This is a genomic window from Prevotella sp. AM42-24, from assembly GCF_003461825.1.
Taxonomy (GTDB): domain Bacteria; phylum Bacteroidota; class Bacteroidia; order Bacteroidales; family Bacteroidaceae; genus Prevotella; species Prevotella hominis.
Window position 1 is genome coordinate 26384 of record NZ_QTXV01000008.1, and the last position, 22201, is coordinate 48584.

The window sequence follows — 22201 nt, forward strand, 5'->3', positions numbered from 1 at the left end:
AATGAAGATACAGAAACCTCAATATGAGATTTGGATGCAAAATCCAGGAGAGCTTGGTATCTATCAGCAGATAGAGCAAGCAGGTAGAGTATGCTACAAGAGTGAAAACAACACAACAGAAGACTCAGCCAAGCCATTCGTTGGCCGCATGATAGAGCATGAACATTATGCCATGCTGGAACACGGCACCGTATATTTGACCTGCAACCACGGGGAACTCCCACTCTATGCAAGCAACAAATTCTCTCATGTGAATACAATAGACGGCAAGGATTACATCACAACCAATCTTCGTGTGATGGCAGAAAACAAAACGCTGGAAGATCTGAAGTATCGTGCAGATTTCGAAAAGGGCAAGCATGAACTCCGCATCACCGTACACTTTACAACCCAGATTGCCATTACCCGTGAATACAATCGTCACCGCGCCAACTCCATGGCAGAACAGAGTACACGCTACTGCAATTATACGAAGAATAAGTTTGGTAGCGAAATCAGTATCAACCTTCCAACTTGGGTAAAGGGTGATTTAGAAACCAACGATGAGAAATTCGTAGAACTCTGTGAAGACGTAGCAAATGAAGAGACCAATGACTGGACTCCAATAGATGCCTGGCTTTTTGCCAATCAAGCAGCAGAATTTGCCTACATGAAATTGATTGCTATGGGATGCAAGCCACAGGAAGCACGCGTCATTCTTCCATTGGATACAAATACAGAACTGGTGCACACCGCATTCGTAAGCGACTGGAAGCATTTCTTCGACCTTCGTGCGTTAGGCACAACAGGAGCACCTCATCCTGATGCCAAGATTTTGGCTGAACCTCTATATGAAGAGTTCAAAGAAAGAGGTTATATTGATTAAAAAAGGTAAAAATCAGCGCAAAAGACAAGATTTTCCATTTTTCGTACATGAAATAACGGAAAATTCAGTATCTTTGCGATGTGTTTTTCATAGTATTAGATTTAAGGTTATCAAGGTTGGGGCTACAGCGGTAGCCCTTTTTTTTTGCCTTTTTCTCTAAAAAGCAGGAGAAAAACAGGGTAAAATCAAGAAATCTGCACTTTTTTTGAGATTTTTGAAAAAAAGTTCTCAAAAAATTTGGTGGAACCAGAAAATAGTAGTACCTTTGCAACCGCTTAAGAAAACCAAGCTATAGTCATCCAGACTGAATTTGGAGAGATGGTAGAGTGGTCGATTACAACGGTCTTGAAAACCGTCGTACCGAGAGGTACCGGGGGTTCGAATCCCTCTCTCTCCGCAAAGCCTTCTGAAAGAAATTTCAGAAGGCTTTTTTCATTATTGTCCGATAGATCGTTTAAAACATTTTTAAGACGAAAAGAATATGAAGAGATATTATACAGCATTAACTATAGCAGGCTCTGACAGTTGTGGTGGAGCAGGCATTCAGGCTGACATAAAAACGATGTCTGCCCTGGGCGTATATGCTTCCTCTGCGATTTCTGCCATCACGGTGCAGAATACCACCGGCGTGTTTGGAATCCAAAAAGTTGAACCGGAAATTGTAAGCGGACAAATCGAAGCTGTCATGGATGATATTCACCCTCAAGCCATCAAGATAGGAATGGTTAACGACGGCGAAACCATACATGCGATAGCAGAAACGCTCAAAAAATACTTAACTGCGGCGCCAGATAAGCAACAAGCGTCTGCCCCTACCCGTTCCTTCCAGCTAATCATCGACCCGGTGATGGTTTCCACAAGCGGATGCAGACTGATGCAGGAGGATGCCCTGGAGATATTCATTCAAGAACTCCTGCCACTTGCCTCCCTGCTCACTCCCAATATTCCAGAAGCAGAAATCCTCGCAGGAAGGAAAATCCAGAACGTGGACGATATCAGGAAAGCAGCCGCATCCATTATCCAATTGGGGTGCAACAACGTTCTTATCAAAGGCGGTCACTTTGAAGGAACAGAAAAGATGGATTATCTTTTCGAGAACAAACAGCATCAAGAAGCCAACAAACAGGAACATACAGGCGATATCAGAGAAACTGCAATCTATAAAGGTGCAACGGTAAATACATGCAATACGCACGGAACAGGTTGCACGCTCTCTTCTGCCATCACCTCTTATCTTGCTCGCGGATACAATATGGAAGAAGCCATCTCTTCTGCTAAGGCTTATCTATCGGATGCCATCGAAGCCGGAAAAGACGTCAAGATCGGTGAAGGACATGGACCTGTCAATCACTTCCATGCACCTCAAAAACTATACATCCTAACAGATGAACCCATCATATCTGACAAGACCGAGAAATGAAAAGAATAGTAATCACATTACCCCACTTCATTAAAGATGAGGCTACCTATATCAACCAGTTGTTTGAATCGGGTATTGACTTGCTCCATTTCAGGAAACCCGAGTCATCCCAAGCTGATTGCGAAAAGCTGTTGAAGACCATACCAAAAAAATGGTATTCACGGATTGTGATACACGATCATTTTGAGCTCTGCATGAAATACCATCTACACGGTATTCATCTCAATCGCAGGAACCATCAAATTCCAGCCAACTTCACAGGAAGCATCTCCCGTTCGTGCCATTCTCTGTATGAAGTCAGAGAAGCCTTAGCATTCCATTATGATTACGTATTCCTCAGTCCTATCTACGACAGCATATCCAAGCAAGGTTACTGTCATGCTTTCACATCAGAGCAACTGACAGAAGCAGCAAAAGAAGGAATCATCAACGAGCGGGTCTTTGCACTTGGCGGAATAACAGAAGCCAATATTCCACAATTAGAAGCATGGCACTTTGGTGGGGCAGCCATGCTTGGAAATGTCTGGAATCAACTGGTCAAACAATAGTATGTAGAAAGGAACACACCCAAATATACGATATAGAAAAAAACGATGTTTGTCTTGTCTGGACAAACACCGTTTTTATTTTTTCCTTACGATGAAATCAGTTTATTTTCTCAGGAATTTCTGAGCAACCAGACTTCCATCCCTACCAAGGATTCTAACCACATAAACACCCTTAGAAAGACTGGCCATATTCACAAACTGGGAATCAGAGCTTTCTGCAACCTTCTGACCACCCATTCCATATACTTGAAGAGAAGCAATTTCACCATAGACAATCAGACCATTGGTAGTCTGATACATCTGATAAGACTTCTGTGTCTTGGTTTCTGATACGATATCCTGAATGCCATTAACCACGTTACCATTCTCATCAACTTCCTGATAAACACCAAGAGTCAAATCAGTAAGATACATATCACCTCCACCATTGTTAGTTAAAGTCACAACAATCGGCTTTTTCTCTATCTTTTTACCAATCTTAGCAGCCACATCTACGAAAGCAACACCTTCGCTTAAAGAAACAGACGCGGTGCCTGAATTGGAGTTATCCACATAATGCCAGGCAATATTCAGAGTACGACCTCCAGTACAATAAACATTAGACTGCAACTGCGCAAGCGATTCGAGCGTAAATTCCACACAGGTTCCTTTTGGCAAACGATAAGCACCATAAGTAGCAGAATATTTCTTTCCCCGTGCAGTATTTTCATCCACATAAGTTACGGAAGACTTACCATCGCTTGATTTTCCGTAATATTTAGGAAGTACACCTGCCGCATTGCCACCAGTAATATATTTCTTCACATTGCTATCCAAAACATCATCCTGAAAAAGGTAATTATTAACCACAGTAGCAATCTGATAATATTTACCATCATCAGTATTATCAACCTCGGCATCCTCAACAGTTCCATCGTTCACAGGCATCTGCAACGTATAGGCATTGTCATTACCTCCAAACTCATAAGGACCATAATCAGGAGCCTTGCCCACGTATGGAATATTGAGTGTGACAGACCAGTTTTGAGGAGCATTGTCGGCATATTCATAAGCAGTCTTGTGAGCATCTATAGTCTTGAAATCCGTAATAGGAGTGGCTGTATCTATCAGTTTACTGCCAGCTTTCAATCTACCAAACTTCAAAGGAAGTTCACCATTCTCCTGACGGTCTCCTATAGCCGTTTCATAACTGAGATCCTCATATTCAGAAGCATAATTACCAATCGTCTTAGAATAAGAAGTTCCGTTACTACTTGCCTTCTCACCCATCGGATTGGTATGATCGAGAGTAGTCCAAGTACAATAATCAATATCAGGAGCAATGGTAAAGGCCGAATTACGCTCCATCTTCTGCGAACCATAAGCGAAGCCCACACAGTTGCGAAGTACCCAATTTCCATAATCAGGTTCCTCCATATTATAACCGTAATTGATACCATTGCCAAAAGAAAGGTCATTGATCAGGTAAGAACCCTCACGATGATGATTCTGATCAAATCCTTTCTTGGCATGGAAAGCCGCAATACAGTTATTAAACACATGAGCACCTGTTGAGGTTCCACCTTGTTTACAACCACCCATCTTAAATCCGTTGGCATTGCCCTTGTCAAAACCATTATTAAGAACCCAACAGTTATCTACAACAATAGGGAAAACCGTATAATACAAATCCCATCCATCATCAGAATTATGCCAAGCACGACAACCATGGAACTCATTGCCTGGACCAGGATACAATTTGATAGCAAATCCATCTGCATTTCCACCATTGGTCCAAGGATCATGATTATCGTAAGCATCACAATTCACAATGATATTATAACGTCCATATTTGAACTCGGTATTACGCGTATTGTTTCCCTTGGAGTCTTTACCAAATCCCTGTTGCAGACCCGTATCTTCATTGCCGTAGAAGCGACAGAGTTCTACCACGCAGTAAGAACCCTCCAATTTCATACCATTATCAGCAGCATGGCAAAAATCCAATCCACGATAATGCCAGTAGTTTGCGCCGATATTATGCATCACTCCACGATAAGAAGCAGCTTCAGTAGATGTAGAGCGAGGTTGACCAGAGAAATCAAAAACAGGGCGTTCTGTATCACCAGGATAGGCGAAGACACAGATTCGCTTGTCAGCCGTACCCGTCTGATTTACCTTGATCGTTTGGGAGAGATGGTAAGTTCCTCCTCTTACATAAAGGACATCACCTGCCTTCAGGGCGGCAAAAGCCTTGATCGGATCACCGAATGGTTTGTCAATTGTCATACCATTACCAGTTCCACCTGGTGCCAAATAAAAATCTTTGGCAGATGCTTCCATAGAAGCAAGAAGACATAATCCCATGAGAGATGCCTTCATCAAAAATTTTGTTTTCATTTTTGTTTGAGTAGTTATTATTTAAGTTCGATTTACAATTATGCATAGTTAGCGGTCACAAAGATATAACAATTTGGTGAGTTCTATTAAAAAGTAGGTATTTTTTAAGATTTAATAAACATTGCGGAATAAATATCCAATCAACCAAGGAGAAAAATAATGCTAATTTTCTTCGGTAAATCAGAATTTTGCAGTAACTTTGCACAAAAATTTTCGAAACAAGAAATGATTTATCCAGATAATTTTGAACAAAAGATAGGATTTAATGAAATCCGAACCATGTTACGCGAACGTTGTCTTTCCACCCTCGGCAAGGAACAGGTGGAGAAAATGGGATTCAGCGACCATGCAGAAACGGTAAACGAATGGCTCATGCAAGTGCGTGAGTTCAGACAACTCATCTCTGAAGTAGAGGACTTTCCGCTACAATATTTCTACGATGTGAGAGAGAGCATCGTACGTATCCGCATAGAAAATACCCATCTGGAGGAAAATGAACTTTTCGATCTTCGCCGTTCACTTTCAACCATTGAAAGCATCGTGAAAATCCTCAACCACAGCGATGAAGACGACAGTCATGCTGAAGAAAACGACGGTTGGCGCAGGGAGAAGAAATATACATATCCAGCCTTGCACCGCTTGGCAAAAGACGTGATAACCTTTCCTCAGATTATTCAGCGCATCGATCAGATATTGGATAAATACGGAAAGATACGTGACAATGCTACACCGGAATTGCTGCAGATCAGAAGAGAACTTGCAAAGACCGAAGGAAGCATTTCGCGTACCTTATATAGTATATTACGTTCTGCACAAAGCGAAGGTGTGGTTGAAAAGGATGTAACTCCTACGCTTCGTGACGGCAGACTGGTGATTCCGGTGATACCTACGCTGAAAAAGAAAATCAAAGGTATCGTACATGACGAGAGTGCCACCGGTAAGACCGTATTCATTGAACCGACTGAAGTGGTGGAAGCCAACAACCGCGTACGCGAACTGGAAGGCGAAGAGCGCAAGGAAATCATCCGCATCCTCACAAACTTTACCAATAAGGTACGCCCATACGTACGCGAGATGATGGACAGCTATCGATTTTTAGCTAAAATAGACCTGATACAGGCAAAGGCTAAAATAGCAGAAATCTTCAAGGCAATAGAACCGGAAGTTGAAGACCACCCACATATTGACTGGATACGAGCCATTCACCCACTCCTCCAGATCTCTCTGGAGAAGAAAGGCGAAAAGGTAGTACCACTCGACATTATATTAACGCAAGAAAAAAGGATACTGATCATATCCGGTCCTAATGCCGGTGGAAAATCCGTCTGTCTGAAAACCGTAGGACTGCTACAATATATGTTGCAGTGCGGTCTGAGCATCCCTGTAAGCGAACGCTCTAAAACGGGCGTATTCCAGAATATCATGATTGATATCGGTGACGAACAGAGTCTGGAGAACGATCTCAGTACCTACTCTTCCCACCTCCTCAACATGAAAAATATGATGAGGGCTGCCAACAACAGTACCATCATATTGATAGATGAGTTCGGTACGGGTACAGAACCTGGCATTGGCGGTGCCATAGCAGAAGCGGTGCTCGACAAATTCTGCAAGCAACAAGCCTATGGTGTCATAACAACCCACTACCAGAATCTGAAACATTTTGCAGACAGTCATGAAGGAGTAGCCAATGGAGCCATGCTCTACGACCGCCATGAGATGAAAGCATTATTCCAGTTGGCCATCGGGCGTCCAGGTTCTTCTTTCGCCATTGAGATAGCCCGCAAAATCGGTTTGCCAGAGGAAGTCATCAAAGAAGCCAGCGACATTGTAGGTTCTGAATACATCCAGAGCGATAAATACCTGCAGGATATCGTAAGAGACAAGCGCTACTGGGAAAACAAGCGACAGAGCATACACCAGCGTGAAAAGGATATGGAGAAGACGATCTCCAAATACGAGAGCGACATAGAGGAAATAGAAAAAAGTCGCAAGCAGATTCTCGCCAAGGCAAAGCAGCAGGCAGAAGAACTTCTCAAGGAAAGCAATAAGAAGATAGAGAATGCCATCCGGGAAATTCGCGAGAATCAGGCTGAGAAAGAAGAAACCAAGCGCATTCGTCAAGAACTGGATGCATTCAAACAGGAAATGCAGGAGATTGACACAAAGGACAATGATGACAAGATTGCCCGCAAGATAGCGCAGATACAGCAACGAAAAGAACGCCACGCTAAACGAAAGGCTGAAAAGGCACAGAATCAGGAGAAAGCTGCTGCCGCCCTTCGCAATGCACAGAACAAGTCACAGGTCGAAAGCAACAAGGAGTTGAAAGAAGGTGACACCGTGCGCATCAAGGGACTCACTACCGTGGGCAAGATCGAAAGCATCTCTGGCGACATGGCCACCGCTGTCTTTGGAGGTATGAAAACAAAAATGCGCCTCAGCAGACTGGAACATGCCACTGCTTCTACAGAAAAGGATAAGACAGAAGAAAGAAAAGAGAATTTAGCTTCATATGGCATTAGCAAGGAGACACGCAAGACAATTGATGCCCATAAGAGTAATTTCCACCAGGACCTTGATGTAAGAGGTATGCGTGGAGACGAAGCACTCAATGCGGTTCAGCACTTTATTGATGACGCCATATTGGTGGGAATGCCTCGCGTAAGAATCCTGCATGGAAAAGGAAACGGTATTCTGCGCCAACTCATCAGACAGTATGTGAGCAGTATCCCAAATGTGGTACATTACGCTGACGAACATGTGCAATTTGGTGGAGCAGGCATTACTGTCGTCGATTTCTAAAGCGATTTTGAGCCCGCTTTTCTAAATAAATGTTAAAGACCAAAACTTTTCTGAGAAAAGTTTTGGTCAATACAAAATAAAGCCGTACCTTTGCACCCGCTTAAAAGCAATAAGCATTTTAAAGCACATTGAGACGGACAAGTCTCATACGACCAGCTCCCTCGGAATCCCCCAGGATGGGAACATAGCAAGGGTACTTGGTTGTAGCGGTGCGATATGAATCGCTTGTCCACCCGCCTCTTTAGCTCAGTTGGCCAGAGCACGTGATTTGTAATCTCGGGGTCGTTGGTTCGAATCCGACAAGAGGCTCAAAAAGGAACTTTCTTCATGGAAGTTCCTTTTTTGTTTTTACAGACTTTTATAAACAAACTGATACCTTTATCATATACAGACAGATTTCTCCCCTCTCTCCTATTTTCGGGCAACTTTTTGACAAACAATACAAAATATATATAAAAATAAAGGAAATATTGTCGGTATGTGCAGAAATTTACGTAATTTTGCAAGATAGTATAAGAAATACAGCAAGAATTATTTCATAAACATATCATTATAAAAATAGCTAAAGGAAAATAATCAAAATGATAGATGTAGTAAAGATTACACAAACAAAAGCTTTTGCCAGACAGGACGGAGCCATTTTGGGCGCTGTTTGGATAGCCAGTTTTGCATCCACCATGTGGTCGGTAACGCCAGGCTATGCTTTGCTTAGTTTATTGGCCAACATCTTGGCTATCAGCACTCCATTTGTGGTAGCAAAAAGACTGAAGGCATTCAGAGACAATGCATTGGATGGATCCATTTCATTCAGAAGAGGTTTATTTTATTGTGCACAAACATTCTTCAATGCTACCTTACTCCTGACCATCGTTCAATTTCTATGGTTTAAATTCCTTGACACAGGTGTTTTCATGAGCTACATCATAGACAATTACACCCTGATGCTGAAAACATACAACTTTCCAGCCAACGAGATAAAGACACTCATAGAAGCCATCAGCATGATGAAACCCATATCCTGGGCTGCAGCATTCATGATTACAGATATATTTGTTGCCATTATCCTGAGTCCAGCGATTGCAGCATTCATGAGTAGAAAACAAAAAAAAGAATAAATTATAAACCAAGAATAAAAAATGGACATAACAGTTGTTGTACCTCTATTCAATGAGGAAGAATCTTTGCCAGAACTTTATGCGTGGATAGAACGCGTAATGAAAGCCAACGACTTTAGCTTTGAGGTTATATTCGTCAACGATGGTTCTACCGACCATTCCTGGGAGGTCATCGAAGAACTTGCAGAAAAATCAGCGAACGTGAAGGGCATCAAATTCCGCCGTAACTATGGAAAAAGTCCTGCCCTATTCTGCGGATTCAAAGAAGCTCAAGGCGATGTAGTTATTACTATGGATGCAGACTTACAGGATTCTCCAGATGAGATTCCTGCACTTTATCATATGATCACAAAAGAGGGGTACGATCTGGTTTCCGGATACAAGCAGAACCGCAAACAGGGAGATCCACTCTCTAAGACGATCCCTACAAAACTCTTCAATGCCACAGCACGCAAAGTGAGTGGTATTCACAACCTGCATGACTTCAACTGCGGACTGAAAGCTTACCGTAAAGACGTCATCAAGAACATAGAGGTTTACGGAGAAATGCACAGATACATCCCATATCTGGCAAAGAACGCAGGTTTTGATAAAATCGGAGAAAAACCTGTACATCACCAAGCACGCAAATTTGGTACATCCAAATTCATGGGCTGGAACCGCTTTGTCAACGGTTATCTGGACCTGATGACACTTTGGTTCCTGAGTAACTTCGGCAAGAAGCCAATGCACGTATTCGGTTTCTTGGGCAGTGTGGTATTCTTCATAGCTTTCCTTTCCCTCATAGGATTGGGAATTGATAAGATGATAGAACTCCACCAGGGAGTATATGGACATCTCATCACAGATTCCCCATATTTCTTCATTGCCCTGACAGCCATGTTGTTAGGAAGCCAACTGTTCCTTGCTGGCTTTTTAGGCGACCTTATCAGCCGCCAGAATCCAAATCGTAATGACTATCAAATAGAAAAAGAGATAAGATGCGGAAAATAATCCCTATCATCCTGTTCGCCATCGCAACGATGGTGAGTTGTTCCACGCTCGACTGTCCACTTAACAACACGGTATATACCAAATACAAACTGGACGGAAACGTAACTCAACTCACAGGTTCATACATGACCATCTCAACAAACAAACAAGATGGTGAAGACAGCATTCTCATCAATAAGGATGAGAATGTTGATAGCTTCATGCTGCCAATGAGTTACACGAATGCAGCAGACACGCTCTATTTCGAGATTCAAGATGCCCAAGAGCGCGTGTTCAAAGATACCCTCATCGTATCAAAAGACAATCATCCACATTTCGAATCAATCGATTGCAGTCCGTCCTACTTCCATACGATTACGGGAGTTACGACGACTCACCACTTGATAGATTCAGTAGTCATCAACCATAAAGACGTAAATTTTGATGCAACGAAATCTCATTTCCTCATATATTTCGGCACTCGCGATTAGCATTCTATTACTTTTCACCAGTACCCCAACCTTTGCACAATCAAAGGTAAAGAAAGTGATTGCTCAGGCTGATACCATACCTTTATTAAGAGGCATGGCTATAAGTGTTGATGCTTTTGGAGCAGGACAGATGCTGCTTGGAGATTATGGGCAGTATGAAGCAGCCCTGCGCATCAACCTGAAAGACAAGTACTTCCCTGTCGTTGAATTAGGTTTAGGAAAAGCAGATGCCAAGGACGAAGGAACCAATCTGCACTATAAGACAAGTGCACCCTATGGTCGCATCGGTCTGGACTGGAACCTGATGAAGAACAAGCATGACATCTACCGTCTCTATGGTGGTCTGAGATACGCTTTCACTTCCTACAAATACGACCTGACAGGTCCTGAGATTACAGATCCCATCTGGGGCACGACCTCTCCATACGAAGCCAAAGATATATCCTGCAACTATCACTGGATGGAAATTCTTTTTGGTGTAGATGCCAAGATTTGGGGACCTATCAGAATGGGTTGGAGCGTAAGATACAAACGCCGCATCGCCCACAACGATGGAGAACTGGGAAATGCATGGTACGTTCCTGGATTTGGAAAACAGGGAAACTCTCGTTTTGGAGGTACATTCAACATAGCATACGAGTTTTAAAAAATCTCTAACAAATTCATAAGATATGAACAAGAAGAAATTGATATGGCAACTTCCTTTTCTGGCAATACTGGTCATCGGTACCATCTTCATCATACGCCAGCAACACGTTACCCCTTATCAGCATGACGAGGGTTTCATCTTCGGAACCATATACCACATCACTTATCAGAGTGACGAAAACTACCAGAAAGAAATTGAGGAAGAACTACAGAAAGTAGATCAATCGCTTTCACCATTTAACAAAGGGTCTATCATTTCCAAAATCAATCGCAACGAGAACATAAAGGTTGACGAAATGTTTAAGGAAGTCTTCCTACTTGCAGAAAAAATATCCAAAGAGACCAATGGGGCATTTGACATTACCGTAGCACCAATGGTCAACACCTGGGGATTCGGATTCAAGCAGGGAAAGGCACCAAGTAAGGAGACTATAGATAGCCTCAGAGCCATAGTAGGATTCGAAAAAGTGAGTCTGGTAAATGATTATATCAAGAAACAGAATCCCAATACAATGTTGGACTGTTCAGCTATCGCAAAAGGTTACGGAAGTGATGTTGTAGCTCGCTTGCTTAAGAAGAAAGGCATTGAAAACTTTATGGTTGAAATCGGAGGCGAAGTAGTAACCTGCGGCAATAGTGAAAAAAGAGTACCTTGGCGCATTGGAGTAAATAAGCCAACGGATGATTCACTCAATACGAATACAGAACTGCAGACCGTACTCAACGTCACAGACAAAGCCATGGCAACGAGTGGAAACTATCGTAATTTCTATTACAAAAACGGCAAGAAATATGCACATACTATCGACCCCAAAACGGGTTATCCTGTGCAACACAATATCCTCTCTGCCACAGTAATTGCCAACAATTGTGCAACAGCAGATGCATTTGCCACTTCCTTCATGGTACTGGGCATGGATGGAACGAAGAAAATTCTTGAACAGCATCCCGAACTACTCGCATACCTGATTTATTCTGATGCCCAAGGGAAAAACCGAGTATGGTATTCTCCATCCATGAAAAAGATTTTAGCAGAATAGCCAGAAATCTCCATCAAAGGAAGTTAAAATAAAACTAACAAAACGGTATGGCAGAAAATAGATTATTCGACATATTACTCTCCCTTCCCCTCTTCCTCGGCATGAGCCGTAGCGACTTGCACGAGGCAGCGGGGAAAACCCGCTTTGACTTTTTAAAAGTACCAGAAGGAGAAACTATCGTAAAAGACGGAGAACGATGCCTATCACTCTTCTTTCTTCTCACAGGAGAAATCAAAGTCATCACAGACGCAGACGACCATGGCTACAATATCGAAGAAGACATATCTGCTCCCGAAATATTCCAACCCGAGAGAATCTTCGGACTCAACCAAAGATTTACCCATACGTATATTGCAAAAACCGATTGCAGTATCATGCGACTCGAAAAGCAGGAGATACTGAAACTTTCCGAATTGTTTGAGATTTTCCGTATCAACTTACTGAATTTATTTTCTGCGCAGACTCAAAAGATCAGCAGAAGAGCCCTACGTGTGCCACCCAAAAACATAGAAGAACTCATCATCCGCTTTTTTGAAGCCCGATGTGTCCGTCCGGGTGGAGAGAAAATATTCCACATCAAGATGACCCGAATGGCAAAGGAACTCAACGACAGCAGACTTGACATTTCTAAGGCTCTGAACAATCTGGAAGCAGAAGGATTATTACACTTACAAAGAGAAAGGATTTTTATCCCAGCCCTTGAGAAACTGTTAAGTAGATAAGAAAAAAATGATGATTTGCCAAATAAGAGTGTAATATTAGTTAAATTCTCAATTACAGATAAGAGAATCACATCTTTTTTTGCTAACTTTGCACCTAAAACAAAAATAAAGTTAGTATGCTTGATGATAAAAATATAGAAAAGAGAATAAATCCATTTTTTGAATCTTATAACACACCGCACAATACGGTGCCATTCCATCGTATAAAACTTGAAGATTACGAAGAGGCTTTCATGGAGGGAATCCGTCGTGATGATGAAGCTACAGACAAGCTTATCAACGACCCCGCAGAGCCTACCTTCGAGAATACCATTGCGCGTGTAGATACAGAAAAGGGAGAACATTATTACGACCTTCTGAGTCGAGTTTCCAACGTTTTTTCCTGCATGATGAGTGCAGAAACCTGTGACGAAATGGAAGCTTTGGCACAGAAGTTAAGTCCTATCCTCACCAAGCATGCCAATGACATCACTCTGAACAAGAAGTTATTTGAAAGAATCAAGTTTGTACATGATCATCCTAATCGAGAGTTGACTGCAGAAGAACAGATGCTGCTCGATACCAGTTATGACGGTTTTGTAAGGAGTGGTGCCTTGCTCGATGAAGAAGGAAAGGAAAAGCTCCGCAAACTGACAGAAGAAGCCAGTATGCTTACTCTTCAGTTTTCCCAAAATGTATTGAAGGAGAACAAAGCATATACACTGCATATAACAGACGAGGCCCTGTTAGACGGTCTTCCAAATACAGCAATAGCAGCTGCCGCCCAGAATGCCAAAGAGCAAGAAAAAGAGGGATGGATATTTACATTAGATTATCCAAGCTACTCTCCGTTCATGACTTACTCTACACAGCGAAAGTTGCGAAAGGAAATGTATATGGCACGAAATACAGAGTGTACCCATGACAACGACTCCAATAATCTGGAAATCTGCAAGCGCCTCATCAACCTTCGCCGCGAACTGGCTCAGCTGTTAGGTTTCACCACCTATGCAGACTATGTACTCAAGCATCGCATGGCAAGCAATGTAAAAAATGTCTATAAACTTCTGAATGATCTCATTGATGCCTATAAGCCAACTGCTATCAAGGAGGTCAAGGAAATCGAAGAACTGGCAAAGGAAATAGAAGGTAAGGATTTCGATATGCAGCCATGGGACTTCAGTTTCTATTCACATAAACTACAGATGAAGAAATTCAATCTGGATGCAGAAATGCTACGACCATATTTCCAGTTGGACAAAGTGATAGAGGGAGTATTCGGTCTCGCAAACAAGTTGTATGGAATATCCTTCAAAGAAAACAAGGAAATACAGGTATATCACCCAGACGTAAAAGCATACGAGGTATTCGATAAAGACGGCAGTTATCTCGCTGTATTCTATGCAGACTTCTTCCCACGAAAGGGTAAACAAGGAGGGGCATGGATGACGGAATTCCAAGGTCAATGGATAGACCATAAAGGCAAGAATGTAAGACCTCATGTCAGCGTAGTGACTAATTTCACCAAGCCAACAGAGGAAAAGCCTGCGCTTCTGACATTAGGAGAAGTAGAGACCTTCCTACACGAATTTGGTCATAGCTTACATGGTATGTTTGCTAACACCCGTTTTGAAAGCCTTTCAGGTACGAACGTTTGGTGGGACTTCGTAGAATTACCATCCCAATTCATGGAGAACTATGCCATAGAAAAAGATTTCCTCCGCACCTTTGCCTTCCATTATGAAACAGGCGAACCTTTACCTGACGAACTGATAGAGCGCATCGTTAAAAGCCGCAACTTCATGACGGCTTATGCATGCTTGAGACAGGTAAGTTTTGGACTTCTTGATATGGCATATTACACCCAAAAAGATGCTTTCACAGACGACATCATCCTATTCGAAAAGAAAGCATGGGAAAAGGCCATGATTCTGCCTCAGTTACCAGATACCTGTATGACTGTAACCTTCTCCCATATCATGGCTGGTGGATATGCGGCAGGATACTATAGCTATAAATGGGCAGAAGTACTGGACGCAGATGCATTCAGCGTTTTCAAGAAAAACGGCATCTTTGATCAAGCTACAGCAAAAAGTTTCAGAGACAATATTCTGTCTAAAGGTGGAACCGAGCATCCAATGACGCTGTATAAACGATTCCGTGGTCAAGAGCCAACGATAGATGCCCTGCTTGAGAGAAATGAAATAAAGAAAAATGTAGAATGTTAATTAAAAAATTATGGAGAACGAACTATCCAAGCAAACAAAACTGGATTTGCGATATTTAAGAATGGCACGCATTTGGGCGGAAAACAGTTATTGCAAGCGCAGACAGGTAGGTGCACTGGTAGTCAAAGACAAAATGATTATCAGTGACGGATACAATGGTACTCCAAGCGGCTTTGAAAATATCTGCGAAGAAAATGATATTACCAAGCCGTATGTTCTCCATGCAGAAGCTAATGCCATCACCAAATTGGCAAGAAGTAGCAATAATAGCGACGGCAGTACACTCTACGTTACCGCTTCTCCCTGCATAGAATGTGCCAAGCTCATCATTCAAGCAGGAATCAAGCGCGTAGTATATGCAGAAAAATACAGACTCAATGATGGAATCCAACTCATGGAAAGAGCTGGAATAAAGGTTGAATTTCTGGATATAGACAAACAAAATGCTCAAGCAGAAGCAAAGGAATAAGCTTCTCGTACTGAATGCAGACAAGAGCAAATAGTAGAAATAACGTTAGTATAAAACATGAATATGAATAAAAACAAGAACAATCGATTTATGCCAATCATCATGGCCGCTTGTGTCGTGGTGGGCATATTTCTTGGCTCTTTTTTCTCCAACCACTTCTCTGGCAACCGACTCAACATCATCAATAGTGGAAGCAACCGACTCAACAATCTGCTGCACATTATAGATGACCAATATGTTGATGCTGTCAATATCGACTCGTTGGTAGATGAGGCTATTCCATTAATCTTGGCAGAATTAGACCCACACTCTGTCTATATAAGCGCAAAAGATGCGGCTGCTGCAACAGACGACCTCAAAGGTTCATTCTCCGGAGTAGGTGTAGAATTTGTCATCAGAGACGACACCATCCATATTCAGAATGTCATCCAAAACGGACCTGCAGAAAAAGCCGGTCTGCTGGCTGGTGATAAAATCGTAGCAGTAGATGGCAAACCTTTTGTGGGCAAAATAGTCACCAATCAGGAAGCGATGCACCGTCTGAAAGGTCCAAAAGACACGAAAGTCAAGATTGGTATTGTGCGTTACGGCAGTAATAAGGTACAAACTTATACTGTAACCCGTGGTGAGATTCCAACCAAGAGCGTCACCGCTGCATATATGTTGGATAACACTACTGGATATATTCGCATTAAGAATTTCGGTGAGAATACCTACCCTGAGATGCTGATCGCTTTAGCTAAGTTGTCACAGGAAGGCTTCAAAAATCTTTGCATTGACTTACGAGACAACTCCGGCGGTTATCTTTCTGCAGCTGTAAACATGGCTAATGAATTTCTGTCTGACAAGAAACTGATCGTCTATACACAGGGACGCAAGTCACCACGTCAGGAATATCGCAGCGATGGAAAAGGTTCCTATCAGAATATACCGTTGGTAGTACTGATTAATGAAGGTTCAGCTTCATCTGCAGAAATCTTTGCGGGTGCCATGCAGGACAACGACCGCGCGACAATCATCGGTCGCCGCTCTTTTGGAAAAGGTCTGGTACAGCAACAGTTGGAATTCCCAGACCACAGTCTCATCCGACTGACTATCGCAAGATACTACACCCCTTCAGGACGTTGCATACAGAAGCCATATAGCATGGGTGATGATAAAGATTATGAGCAAGACTTACTGGATCGCTATCAGCATGGTGAGTTCTTCTCAAAAGACAGCATCAAGCACACAGGACCTGCCTACCATACAGGATTGGGCAGAGTGGTATATGGCGGTGGTGGTATCACACCAGACATCTTCGTACCAGAAGATACGCTGGGCATGACCTCATATTTCAAAGAAGCCAGCATGAGTGGACTGATCCTTCAATACGCATTCATCTATACGGACAATAATCGTCCTAAGCTGAATAACTTTAAGGAGATGATGGAACTTTCAGATTATCTTTCTAAACAAGACATGGTTGACAAGTTCGCTACTTATGCAGACAAGCATGGACTACAACGTCGCAATCTGCTGATAAGAAAGTCGCACAAACTTTTAGAGCGTGTGCTCAATGGACGCATCATTTACAATATGCTGAACGAGCAGGCCTGGTCTCAATACATCAATCAGGATGATCCTGTCATCAAGAAAACACTGGAAGTATTCGAAAACCATGCGGCATTCCCTAAAAAGCCAGTGGCTGGGAAACAGAAAAAGTTATCAAAAAAAGATAATCGAAAAAAGAAATAAGACATTGCTATCATAAGAACCGTTATTAGCATGAATAAGCAAGAACTCAGAACAGAGATACGAAATAGGAAGCGACAGTTTACCCAAGCACAACTGGGAGAGCTGTCGCTCTCTATTATTATGCAACTAAAGAAAAATCCCCATCTAAGAAAAGCACAAACCATTCTTCTGTACTATTCTTTACCAGATGAAGTAAATACACATGAATGGATAGATGAACTCGTAGCCGAAGGGAAGAAAGTCCTGCTCCCTGTAGTTACAGACGGAGAAAATATGATCTTAAGAGAATATACAGGGAAAAAGGATCTGAAGGAAGGTAATTTTCATATCTTAGAGCCAAGCGGAACTCTATTTTCAGAAAAAAGATACGGAGAGATCGAAGTAGGAATCATTCCTGGTATGAGTTTTGATGACAAAGGACACCGACTGGGCAGAGGCAAAGGATATTACGACCGATTCTTAGAAAGGGTTCCATCCATCTATAAAATCGGAGTCTGCTATAGTTTTCAGAAAGAATCTTTAATTCCTTATGAAAAACACGATAAAATCATGGATGAAATCATTACTGATATCTAATAGAATTTAATATCAACAATGACCTGTGCACCGGCACGTTCGTTCAGGCGTTTCACCAAAAGACTACGCCCCATAGACAGGTCTGCACGCAAGGCTGGATTATGAACCTTTACGTACAGAGTCTGGTTCTTGATAAAACGCTCACTGGTATATCGGGCAATAGGCTCCCCTACCACTTCATCCCAAGAAGTTAAAAGTCTCCTTTGACGCAGAGGTGACTCTAAACCCTGACGCCGCAGAAAGTCTGGCAATAAGGTCTGTATGGATTGTACTTTTCTTCTAAACATGATATAAATGATTTTAATAATTAATGTGAATCAAATAGAGCATTAGTCCCAAGCCAACAGAAGCAAGGACTTTGCAACAGCGAAATAGACTTAACCCCAGAGAGAAAGAGTCTTTCTCAACTATTATTCATCAGCTCTATATCTCCACCTTCAACAGTAAATATCTTATATTCACCATCGCTTTTAGATAGGATTTTATCCAAATGATCACGATTCGTATCAGTAATGAATATCTGTCCGAAGTTATCACCAGAAACAAGTTGGACAATAGATTCTACTCTCTGCGCATCCAATTTGTCAAAGATATCGTCTAACAACAACAAAGGTGTCGTTGTAGAAGAAGTGCGGCGCAAGAAATCAAATTGAGCAAGTTTCAATGCAAGCACAAAAGTTTTATTCTGGCCTTGACTACCTTCCCGTTTCATCTGGAAATCACCAATAAGCATCTCAAGATCATCACGATGTACACCATGAAGAGAATAACCAACAGCCCGATCCTTGAATCTATCACGCTGGATAACATCCAGTAGCGGCCCACGCTGACAATGAGAGATATAGCGAAGGCTAACTATTTCCCGCTGGCCAGAAATTTGCTGATAAATCTGCTGAAAAACAGGAACCAATTCATCAACAAAAGCAAGACGTTTCTGAAAGAGCAACTCACCATTACGAGCCATCTCCTGTTCCCATATATCAAGCAAGGACGAATCAGGCTCCTCCTCCATCTTCAAAAGAGCATTACGCTGCTGGAGTGCCTTATTATAATTAGACAACAATTCTATATAAGAATGGTCATATTGAGAAATGACAACATCCATCAGGCGACGGCGCTCCTCACTTCCCCCTTCTATAAGGGAAGAATCAGAAGGAGAAACATAAATCAAGGGAACCAAACCGATATGCTGAGACAATCGCTTATACTCCTTCTTATTGCGCTTGAAATGTTTCTTCGTACCACGCTTCATACCACAATAGATATTCTCTATATCACCCTGTTCTGTGCGATAGTTACCTTCAAGCATAAAGAAATTCTCATCATGCATGATAATCTGAGAGTCAATAGGATTATTGGCACTGCGACAAAAAGAGAGGTAATATATAGCATCCAAAAAATTAGTCTTACCTACACCGTTATGGCCGATAAGACAATTAATCTTTGGGGACAAATCCAAGTTCACTCCCTTTATGTTCTTATAGTTTATGATGGAAATATTCTCTAAAATCATAGGCTCTTTATAGCTTTTGGACTGCAAAGATAGCAGAAAAACCGCAAAAAACGAAAAAAGTACGCTAGAAATTTCAATATATAAATAAAATTGCGTATTTTTGCAAAAAATTAGGCGCAATCGATTCATAAAAAGACTTAAAGGGTGATGAGCATTCATTTATATAAATGATTACTTTCCTTTTACTAAAGGATTATAAGGATGATGCGTTTATCCAGCGGACTTCGAATAATAAAAAAACAAAATAAAAAAATGGCAAACAACAACGTACAGGCTCCAGAAAGCGAGAGCCTTAACATTCATGAGGCCTTCTTCTTGAAGAACAAGAAGTTGATTCTCGGCGCAATAGTTGCTATCATTGTAATTATTGCAGGTATTTTCGTTTACAACAATCAGATTGCTGGTCCACGTGAGGACAAAGCAAGCACTATGTTGGGTAAAGGTCAGACTTACTTCAACAATGAGATGTATGATCAGGCTCTCAATGGCGATGGTGCTGGCTATGTAGGTTTTGCAAAAATTGCAAATGACTACAGCGGTACAAAAGCAGCAAACCTGGCCAATCTCTATGCTGGTCTTTGCTATGCAAACCTTGGCAAGTGGGCTGAAGCACAGAAAAGCCTTGATGCATTCTCTTCTAAAGGCGATCAGATGATTAGTCCTGCAGCTCAGGCTGCTTTAGGTGATGCTTATGCACATCTTAACCAGCTCGACAAGGCAGTAGAAGCATTTAAGAAGGCTGCAAGCATGGCTGATGACAAAGCACAAGACGGTGCTAACAACAGTCTCTCTCCTACTTTCCTCATCAAAGCAGGTGAAATCCTTGAAAGTCAAGGAAAGAAGGCAGACGCTTTGAGCATCTACCAGGACATCAAGAAAAAATATGTAAACTCTATGCTCGTTCAGAGTTCAGAGATTGATAAATACATCGAAAGAGCTTCCAACTAATTATGGCAACAGCACTTCATAATTTATCAGACTACGACTTTACCAAGGTGCCAGACGCAAGCAATATGTGCTTTGGCATCGTGGTAGCAGAATGGAACCCAGAGGTAACAGGTGCCTTGCTTGACGGAGCTGTCAAGACTTTGGAAAAGCATGGCGCTCTTTCTGAAAACATTCATGTAAAGACTGTTCCTGGCAGTTTTGAACTCATCTATGGTGCTCACCAGATGGTACTCAACGGTGGTTACGATGCAGTCATCATTCTTGGATGCGTAATACGCGGTGAAACTCCACATTTCGACTATATCTGTCAAGGAGTTACCTATGGTATAGCTCGCTTAAATGCCACACAGGAAATCCCTGTCATCTATGGTCTGTTAACAACAAATGACCTGCAGCAGGCCCAAGACCGCTGCGGAGGTAAACTTGGAAACAAGGGTGACGAATGTGCTATAGATGCTATAAAAATGGCAAAATTCTAACTATATATAATAATAACGCACTATATATAATAAGGTATATGAAACTATATCAGTTATTACAATCATTCGAATTTGAAGAGTTATTCCCTGCAGTGAATGAAATGTATCCAAATGCATACCTGCATCGTGATATATTTGAAAAAGCATTCAACATGCTTTGCAACATCCAGCCTGTAGTTTCAAAGAAAATCATCAGATACGAACTTAAGGAAGATCCAAATAGCAAGGATATGATTGTGGGAGCAGATGACACCAGTTTCAATACAACCTGGGATGCTTGCCTCGGTAAAGAAATCAAAAAAGGAAAGGGTGCTAGCCTCAATGATGAAGAATTAGCAGCCAATTGTCTGCTCAATATACTCTTCCTTGGCCGACACCCTCTAAGTTTTGAAAAAGACTACCGAAAACTTTTCAAGTAGTCTTTATTCTGCAAGATTGATAATCAATTCACATAAGCATTAGACCTCATCCTCATCGGATGAGGTTTTTTGTTGCTCATTAGTATTATCATCATCTTCTTCATCACTACCTGTATCCAATTTGGTATCTTTACCAACGGAAACAGCACCCATGCGAGAGATCTTAACTACTAAAGGCACATACTCATCACTTGTTACATCTGGAGATCCAACACTTCCTGCAAAAACCAGGTTGTTACCCTCAGCCTGTACATAGACCAAACCAAGCAATGCCCCATTTTGCTGGGTATTTTTATCTAAATATCCCGTAAAATCGGTCTTCTGAAAGGTACGATTAAAAAATTCAGTACCATCTTTACGCAGAATTCTAACCGTAATCTTATTATCAAAATATTTGGTATTATCATCACCGACAGCTAAAGGCAAACTATTGTCTGCTTCACGCTTAACTATAACTTTATAGGTTGAACCCAGCCATTCAACCTCACGAGCCTGTTCATATCCACTCATCTGCTGAGTTTTCTTTGGCTTTGGAGCCTGAGGCTTTGGAGCGATGATAACATCACTCTTTTTCTTTTCACTGCAAGATGTGAAGCCTGTGACAAGACATGCAGCCAAAAGTAAAGGAAATATTCTATTCATCATTACATTTTTATAGATTATGTGGCAAAATTAAGAAAAAATTATCAATTGACAAAAAAAACAGAATAAAAAAAGCACCCTCTTTCACAAGAGAGTGCTTCTTAACCTTTTTACTAACTAAAAACCTATTGTTCTCACACGATATTATAAAAGTTCAGTTTATGAATTCTAATCGTTTATATAGACACTTTGAAAGCAGAAAGGTT

General features: G+C 41.7%; 21 protein-coding genes and 2 tRNA genes. 19 read left to right on the plus strand and 4 right to left on the minus strand.

The annotated features are described in order from the left end of the window. Nucleotide 1: 1 nt before the first annotated feature. The 4 genes from DW917_RS04380 (at nucleotide 2) to DW917_RS04395 (ending at nucleotide 2833) form a co-directional block, all read left to right on the plus strand. Nucleotides 2-865 carry an FAD-dependent thymidylate synthase gene (locus tag DW917_RS04380; RefSeq protein WP_118116826.1) on the plus strand — a complete coding sequence of 288 codons (864 nt, stop codon included), beginning with the start codon at nucleotides 2-4 and terminating at the stop codon, nucleotides 863-865. A gap of 312 nt (nucleotides 866-1177) precedes the next feature. After that, a tRNA-Ser gene (locus DW917_RS04385) sits at nucleotides 1178-1262 on the plus strand. A gap of 84 nt (nucleotides 1263-1346) precedes the next feature. Next, nucleotides 1347-2285, plus strand: a complete 939-nt coding sequence (gene thiD / locus DW917_RS04390; RefSeq protein WP_118116828.1) for a bifunctional hydroxymethylpyrimidine kinase/phosphomethylpyrimidine kinase — start codon at nucleotides 1347-1349, stop codon at nucleotides 2283-2285. Then, on the plus strand, nucleotides 2282-2833 hold the full coding sequence (locus DW917_RS04395; RefSeq protein ID WP_118116831.1) for a thiamine phosphate synthase: 552 nt from the start codon (nucleotides 2282-2284) through the stop codon (nucleotides 2831-2833). The genes thiD and DW917_RS04395 overlap by 4 nt, the downstream gene beginning before the upstream one ends. Nucleotides 2834-2935: 102 nt before the next feature. Here the strand turns inward: DW917_RS04395 and DW917_RS04400 are convergent, their stop codons facing one another. Further along, entirely contained in the window at nucleotides 2936-5212 is a 2277-nt protein-coding gene (locus DW917_RS04400) for a right-handed parallel beta-helix repeat-containing protein (RefSeq protein ID WP_118116833.1), read from the minus strand. Between the two features lie 225 nt (nucleotides 5213-5437). Here DW917_RS04400 and DW917_RS04405 point away from each other — a divergent pair, with 225 nt between their 5' ends. The 12 genes from DW917_RS04405 (at nucleotide 5438) to DW917_RS04465 (ending at nucleotide 17994) form a co-directional block, all read left to right on the plus strand. Then, nucleotides 5438-8017, plus strand: a complete 2580-nt coding sequence (locus tag DW917_RS04405; protein WP_118116835.1) for an endonuclease MutS2 — start codon at nucleotides 5438-5440, stop codon at nucleotides 8015-8017. Nucleotides 8018-8252: 235 nt separating this feature from the next. Then, nucleotides 8253-8326, plus strand: a tRNA-Thr gene (locus DW917_RS04415). 272 nt (nucleotides 8327-8598) lie between these two features. Then, a complete protein-coding gene (locus DW917_RS04420; protein ID WP_118116840.1) occupies nucleotides 8599-9132 on the plus strand; it encodes a DUF4199 domain-containing protein in 534 nt (177 codons plus the stop codon). A gap of 21 nt (nucleotides 9133-9153) precedes the next feature. Beyond that, the gene (locus DW917_RS04425; RefSeq protein ID WP_118116842.1) at nucleotides 9154-10125 is read left to right on the plus strand and encodes a glycosyltransferase; all 972 of its coding nucleotides are present in this window, start codon (nucleotides 9154-9156) and stop codon (nucleotides 10123-10125) included. Beyond that, nucleotides 10113-10595, plus strand: a complete 483-nt coding sequence (locus tag DW917_RS04430; RefSeq protein WP_118116845.1) for a DUF6452 family protein — start codon at nucleotides 10113-10115, stop codon at nucleotides 10593-10595. The genes DW917_RS04425 and DW917_RS04430 overlap by 13 nt, the downstream gene beginning before the upstream one ends. Then, nucleotides 10549-11241, plus strand: a complete 693-nt coding sequence (locus DW917_RS04435; RefSeq protein ID WP_118116847.1) for a DUF6048 family protein — start codon at nucleotides 10549-10551, stop codon at nucleotides 11239-11241. The genes DW917_RS04430 and DW917_RS04435 overlap by 47 nt, the downstream gene beginning before the upstream one ends. A 25-nt stretch (nucleotides 11242-11266) precedes the next feature. Continuing rightward, nucleotides 11267-12283: an FAD:protein FMN transferase gene (locus tag DW917_RS04440; protein ID WP_118116849.1), complete on the plus strand. Its 1017-nt coding sequence runs from the start codon at nucleotides 11267-11269 to the stop codon at nucleotides 12281-12283. A gap of 47 nt (nucleotides 12284-12330) precedes the next feature. Beyond that, complete coding sequence (locus DW917_RS04445; RefSeq protein ID WP_118116851.1) at nucleotides 12331-13005, plus strand: Crp/Fnr family transcriptional regulator; 675 nt, start codon at nucleotides 12331-12333, stop codon at nucleotides 13003-13005. Between the two features lie 116 nt (nucleotides 13006-13121). Then, nucleotides 13122-15212 carry a M3 family metallopeptidase gene (locus DW917_RS04450; RefSeq protein WP_118116853.1) on the plus strand — a complete coding sequence of 697 codons (2091 nt, stop codon included), beginning with the start codon at nucleotides 13122-13124 and terminating at the stop codon, nucleotides 15210-15212. 10 nt (nucleotides 15213-15222) lie between these two features. After that, nucleotides 15223-15681: a dCMP deaminase family protein gene (locus tag DW917_RS04455; RefSeq protein WP_118116855.1), complete on the plus strand. Its 459-nt coding sequence runs from the start codon at nucleotides 15223-15225 to the stop codon at nucleotides 15679-15681. 63 nt (nucleotides 15682-15744) lie between these two features. After that, on the plus strand, nucleotides 15745-17418 hold the full coding sequence (locus DW917_RS04460; protein WP_118116916.1) for a S41 family peptidase: 1674 nt from the start codon (nucleotides 15745-15747) through the stop codon (nucleotides 17416-17418). 30 nt (nucleotides 17419-17448) lie between these two features. Then, entirely contained in the window at nucleotides 17449-17994 is a 546-nt protein-coding gene (locus DW917_RS04465) for a 5-formyltetrahydrofolate cyclo-ligase (RefSeq protein WP_118116858.1), read from the plus strand. Here the strand turns inward: DW917_RS04465 and DW917_RS04470 are convergent. Both DW917_RS04470 and DW917_RS04475 read right to left on the minus strand, forming a co-directional pair. Further along, nucleotides 17991-18281: a DUF721 domain-containing protein gene (locus DW917_RS04470; RefSeq protein WP_118116860.1), complete on the minus strand. Its 291-nt coding sequence runs from the start codon at nucleotides 18279-18281 to the stop codon at nucleotides 17991-17993. The two genes, DW917_RS04465 and DW917_RS04470, sit on opposite strands and share 4 nt — an antisense overlap. Nucleotides 18282-18397: 116 nt before the next feature. Next, nucleotides 18398-19507 carry a DNA replication/repair protein RecF gene (locus DW917_RS04475; protein WP_118116862.1) on the minus strand — a complete coding sequence of 370 codons (1110 nt, stop codon included), beginning with the start codon at nucleotides 19505-19507 and terminating at the stop codon, nucleotides 18398-18400. A 252-nt stretch (nucleotides 19508-19759) separates the two neighbouring features. Here DW917_RS04475 and DW917_RS04480 point away from each other — a divergent pair, with 252 nt between their 5' ends. From DW917_RS04480 to DW917_RS04490, 3 genes are read left to right on the plus strand one after another with little or no spacing between them, the layout of a single operon-like run. Continuing rightward, nucleotides 19760-20455, plus strand: coding sequence for a tol-pal system YbgF family protein (locus tag DW917_RS04480; protein WP_118116864.1), 696 nt, complete (start codon nucleotides 19760-19762; stop codon nucleotides 20453-20455). A gap of 2 nt (nucleotides 20456-20457) precedes the next feature. Further along, a complete protein-coding gene (ribH, locus tag DW917_RS04485; protein WP_022111439.1) occupies nucleotides 20458-20934 on the plus strand; it encodes a 6,7-dimethyl-8-ribityllumazine synthase in 477 nt (158 codons plus the stop codon). Between the two features lie 38 nt (nucleotides 20935-20972). Then, nucleotides 20973-21353 (plus strand): hypothetical protein, encoded by a 381-nt coding sequence (locus tag DW917_RS04490; protein WP_118116866.1) that lies wholly within the window; start codon nucleotides 20973-20975, stop codon nucleotides 21351-21353. A gap of 39 nt (nucleotides 21354-21392) precedes the next feature. Here DW917_RS04490 and DW917_RS04495 read toward each other — a convergent pair whose 3' ends face one another. Further along, nucleotides 21393-21998 carry a DUF4738 domain-containing protein gene (locus DW917_RS04495; protein WP_370453513.1) on the minus strand — a complete coding sequence of 202 codons (606 nt, stop codon included), beginning with the start codon at nucleotides 21996-21998 and terminating at the stop codon, nucleotides 21393-21395. Between the last annotated feature and the right edge of the window lie 203 nt (nucleotides 21999-22201).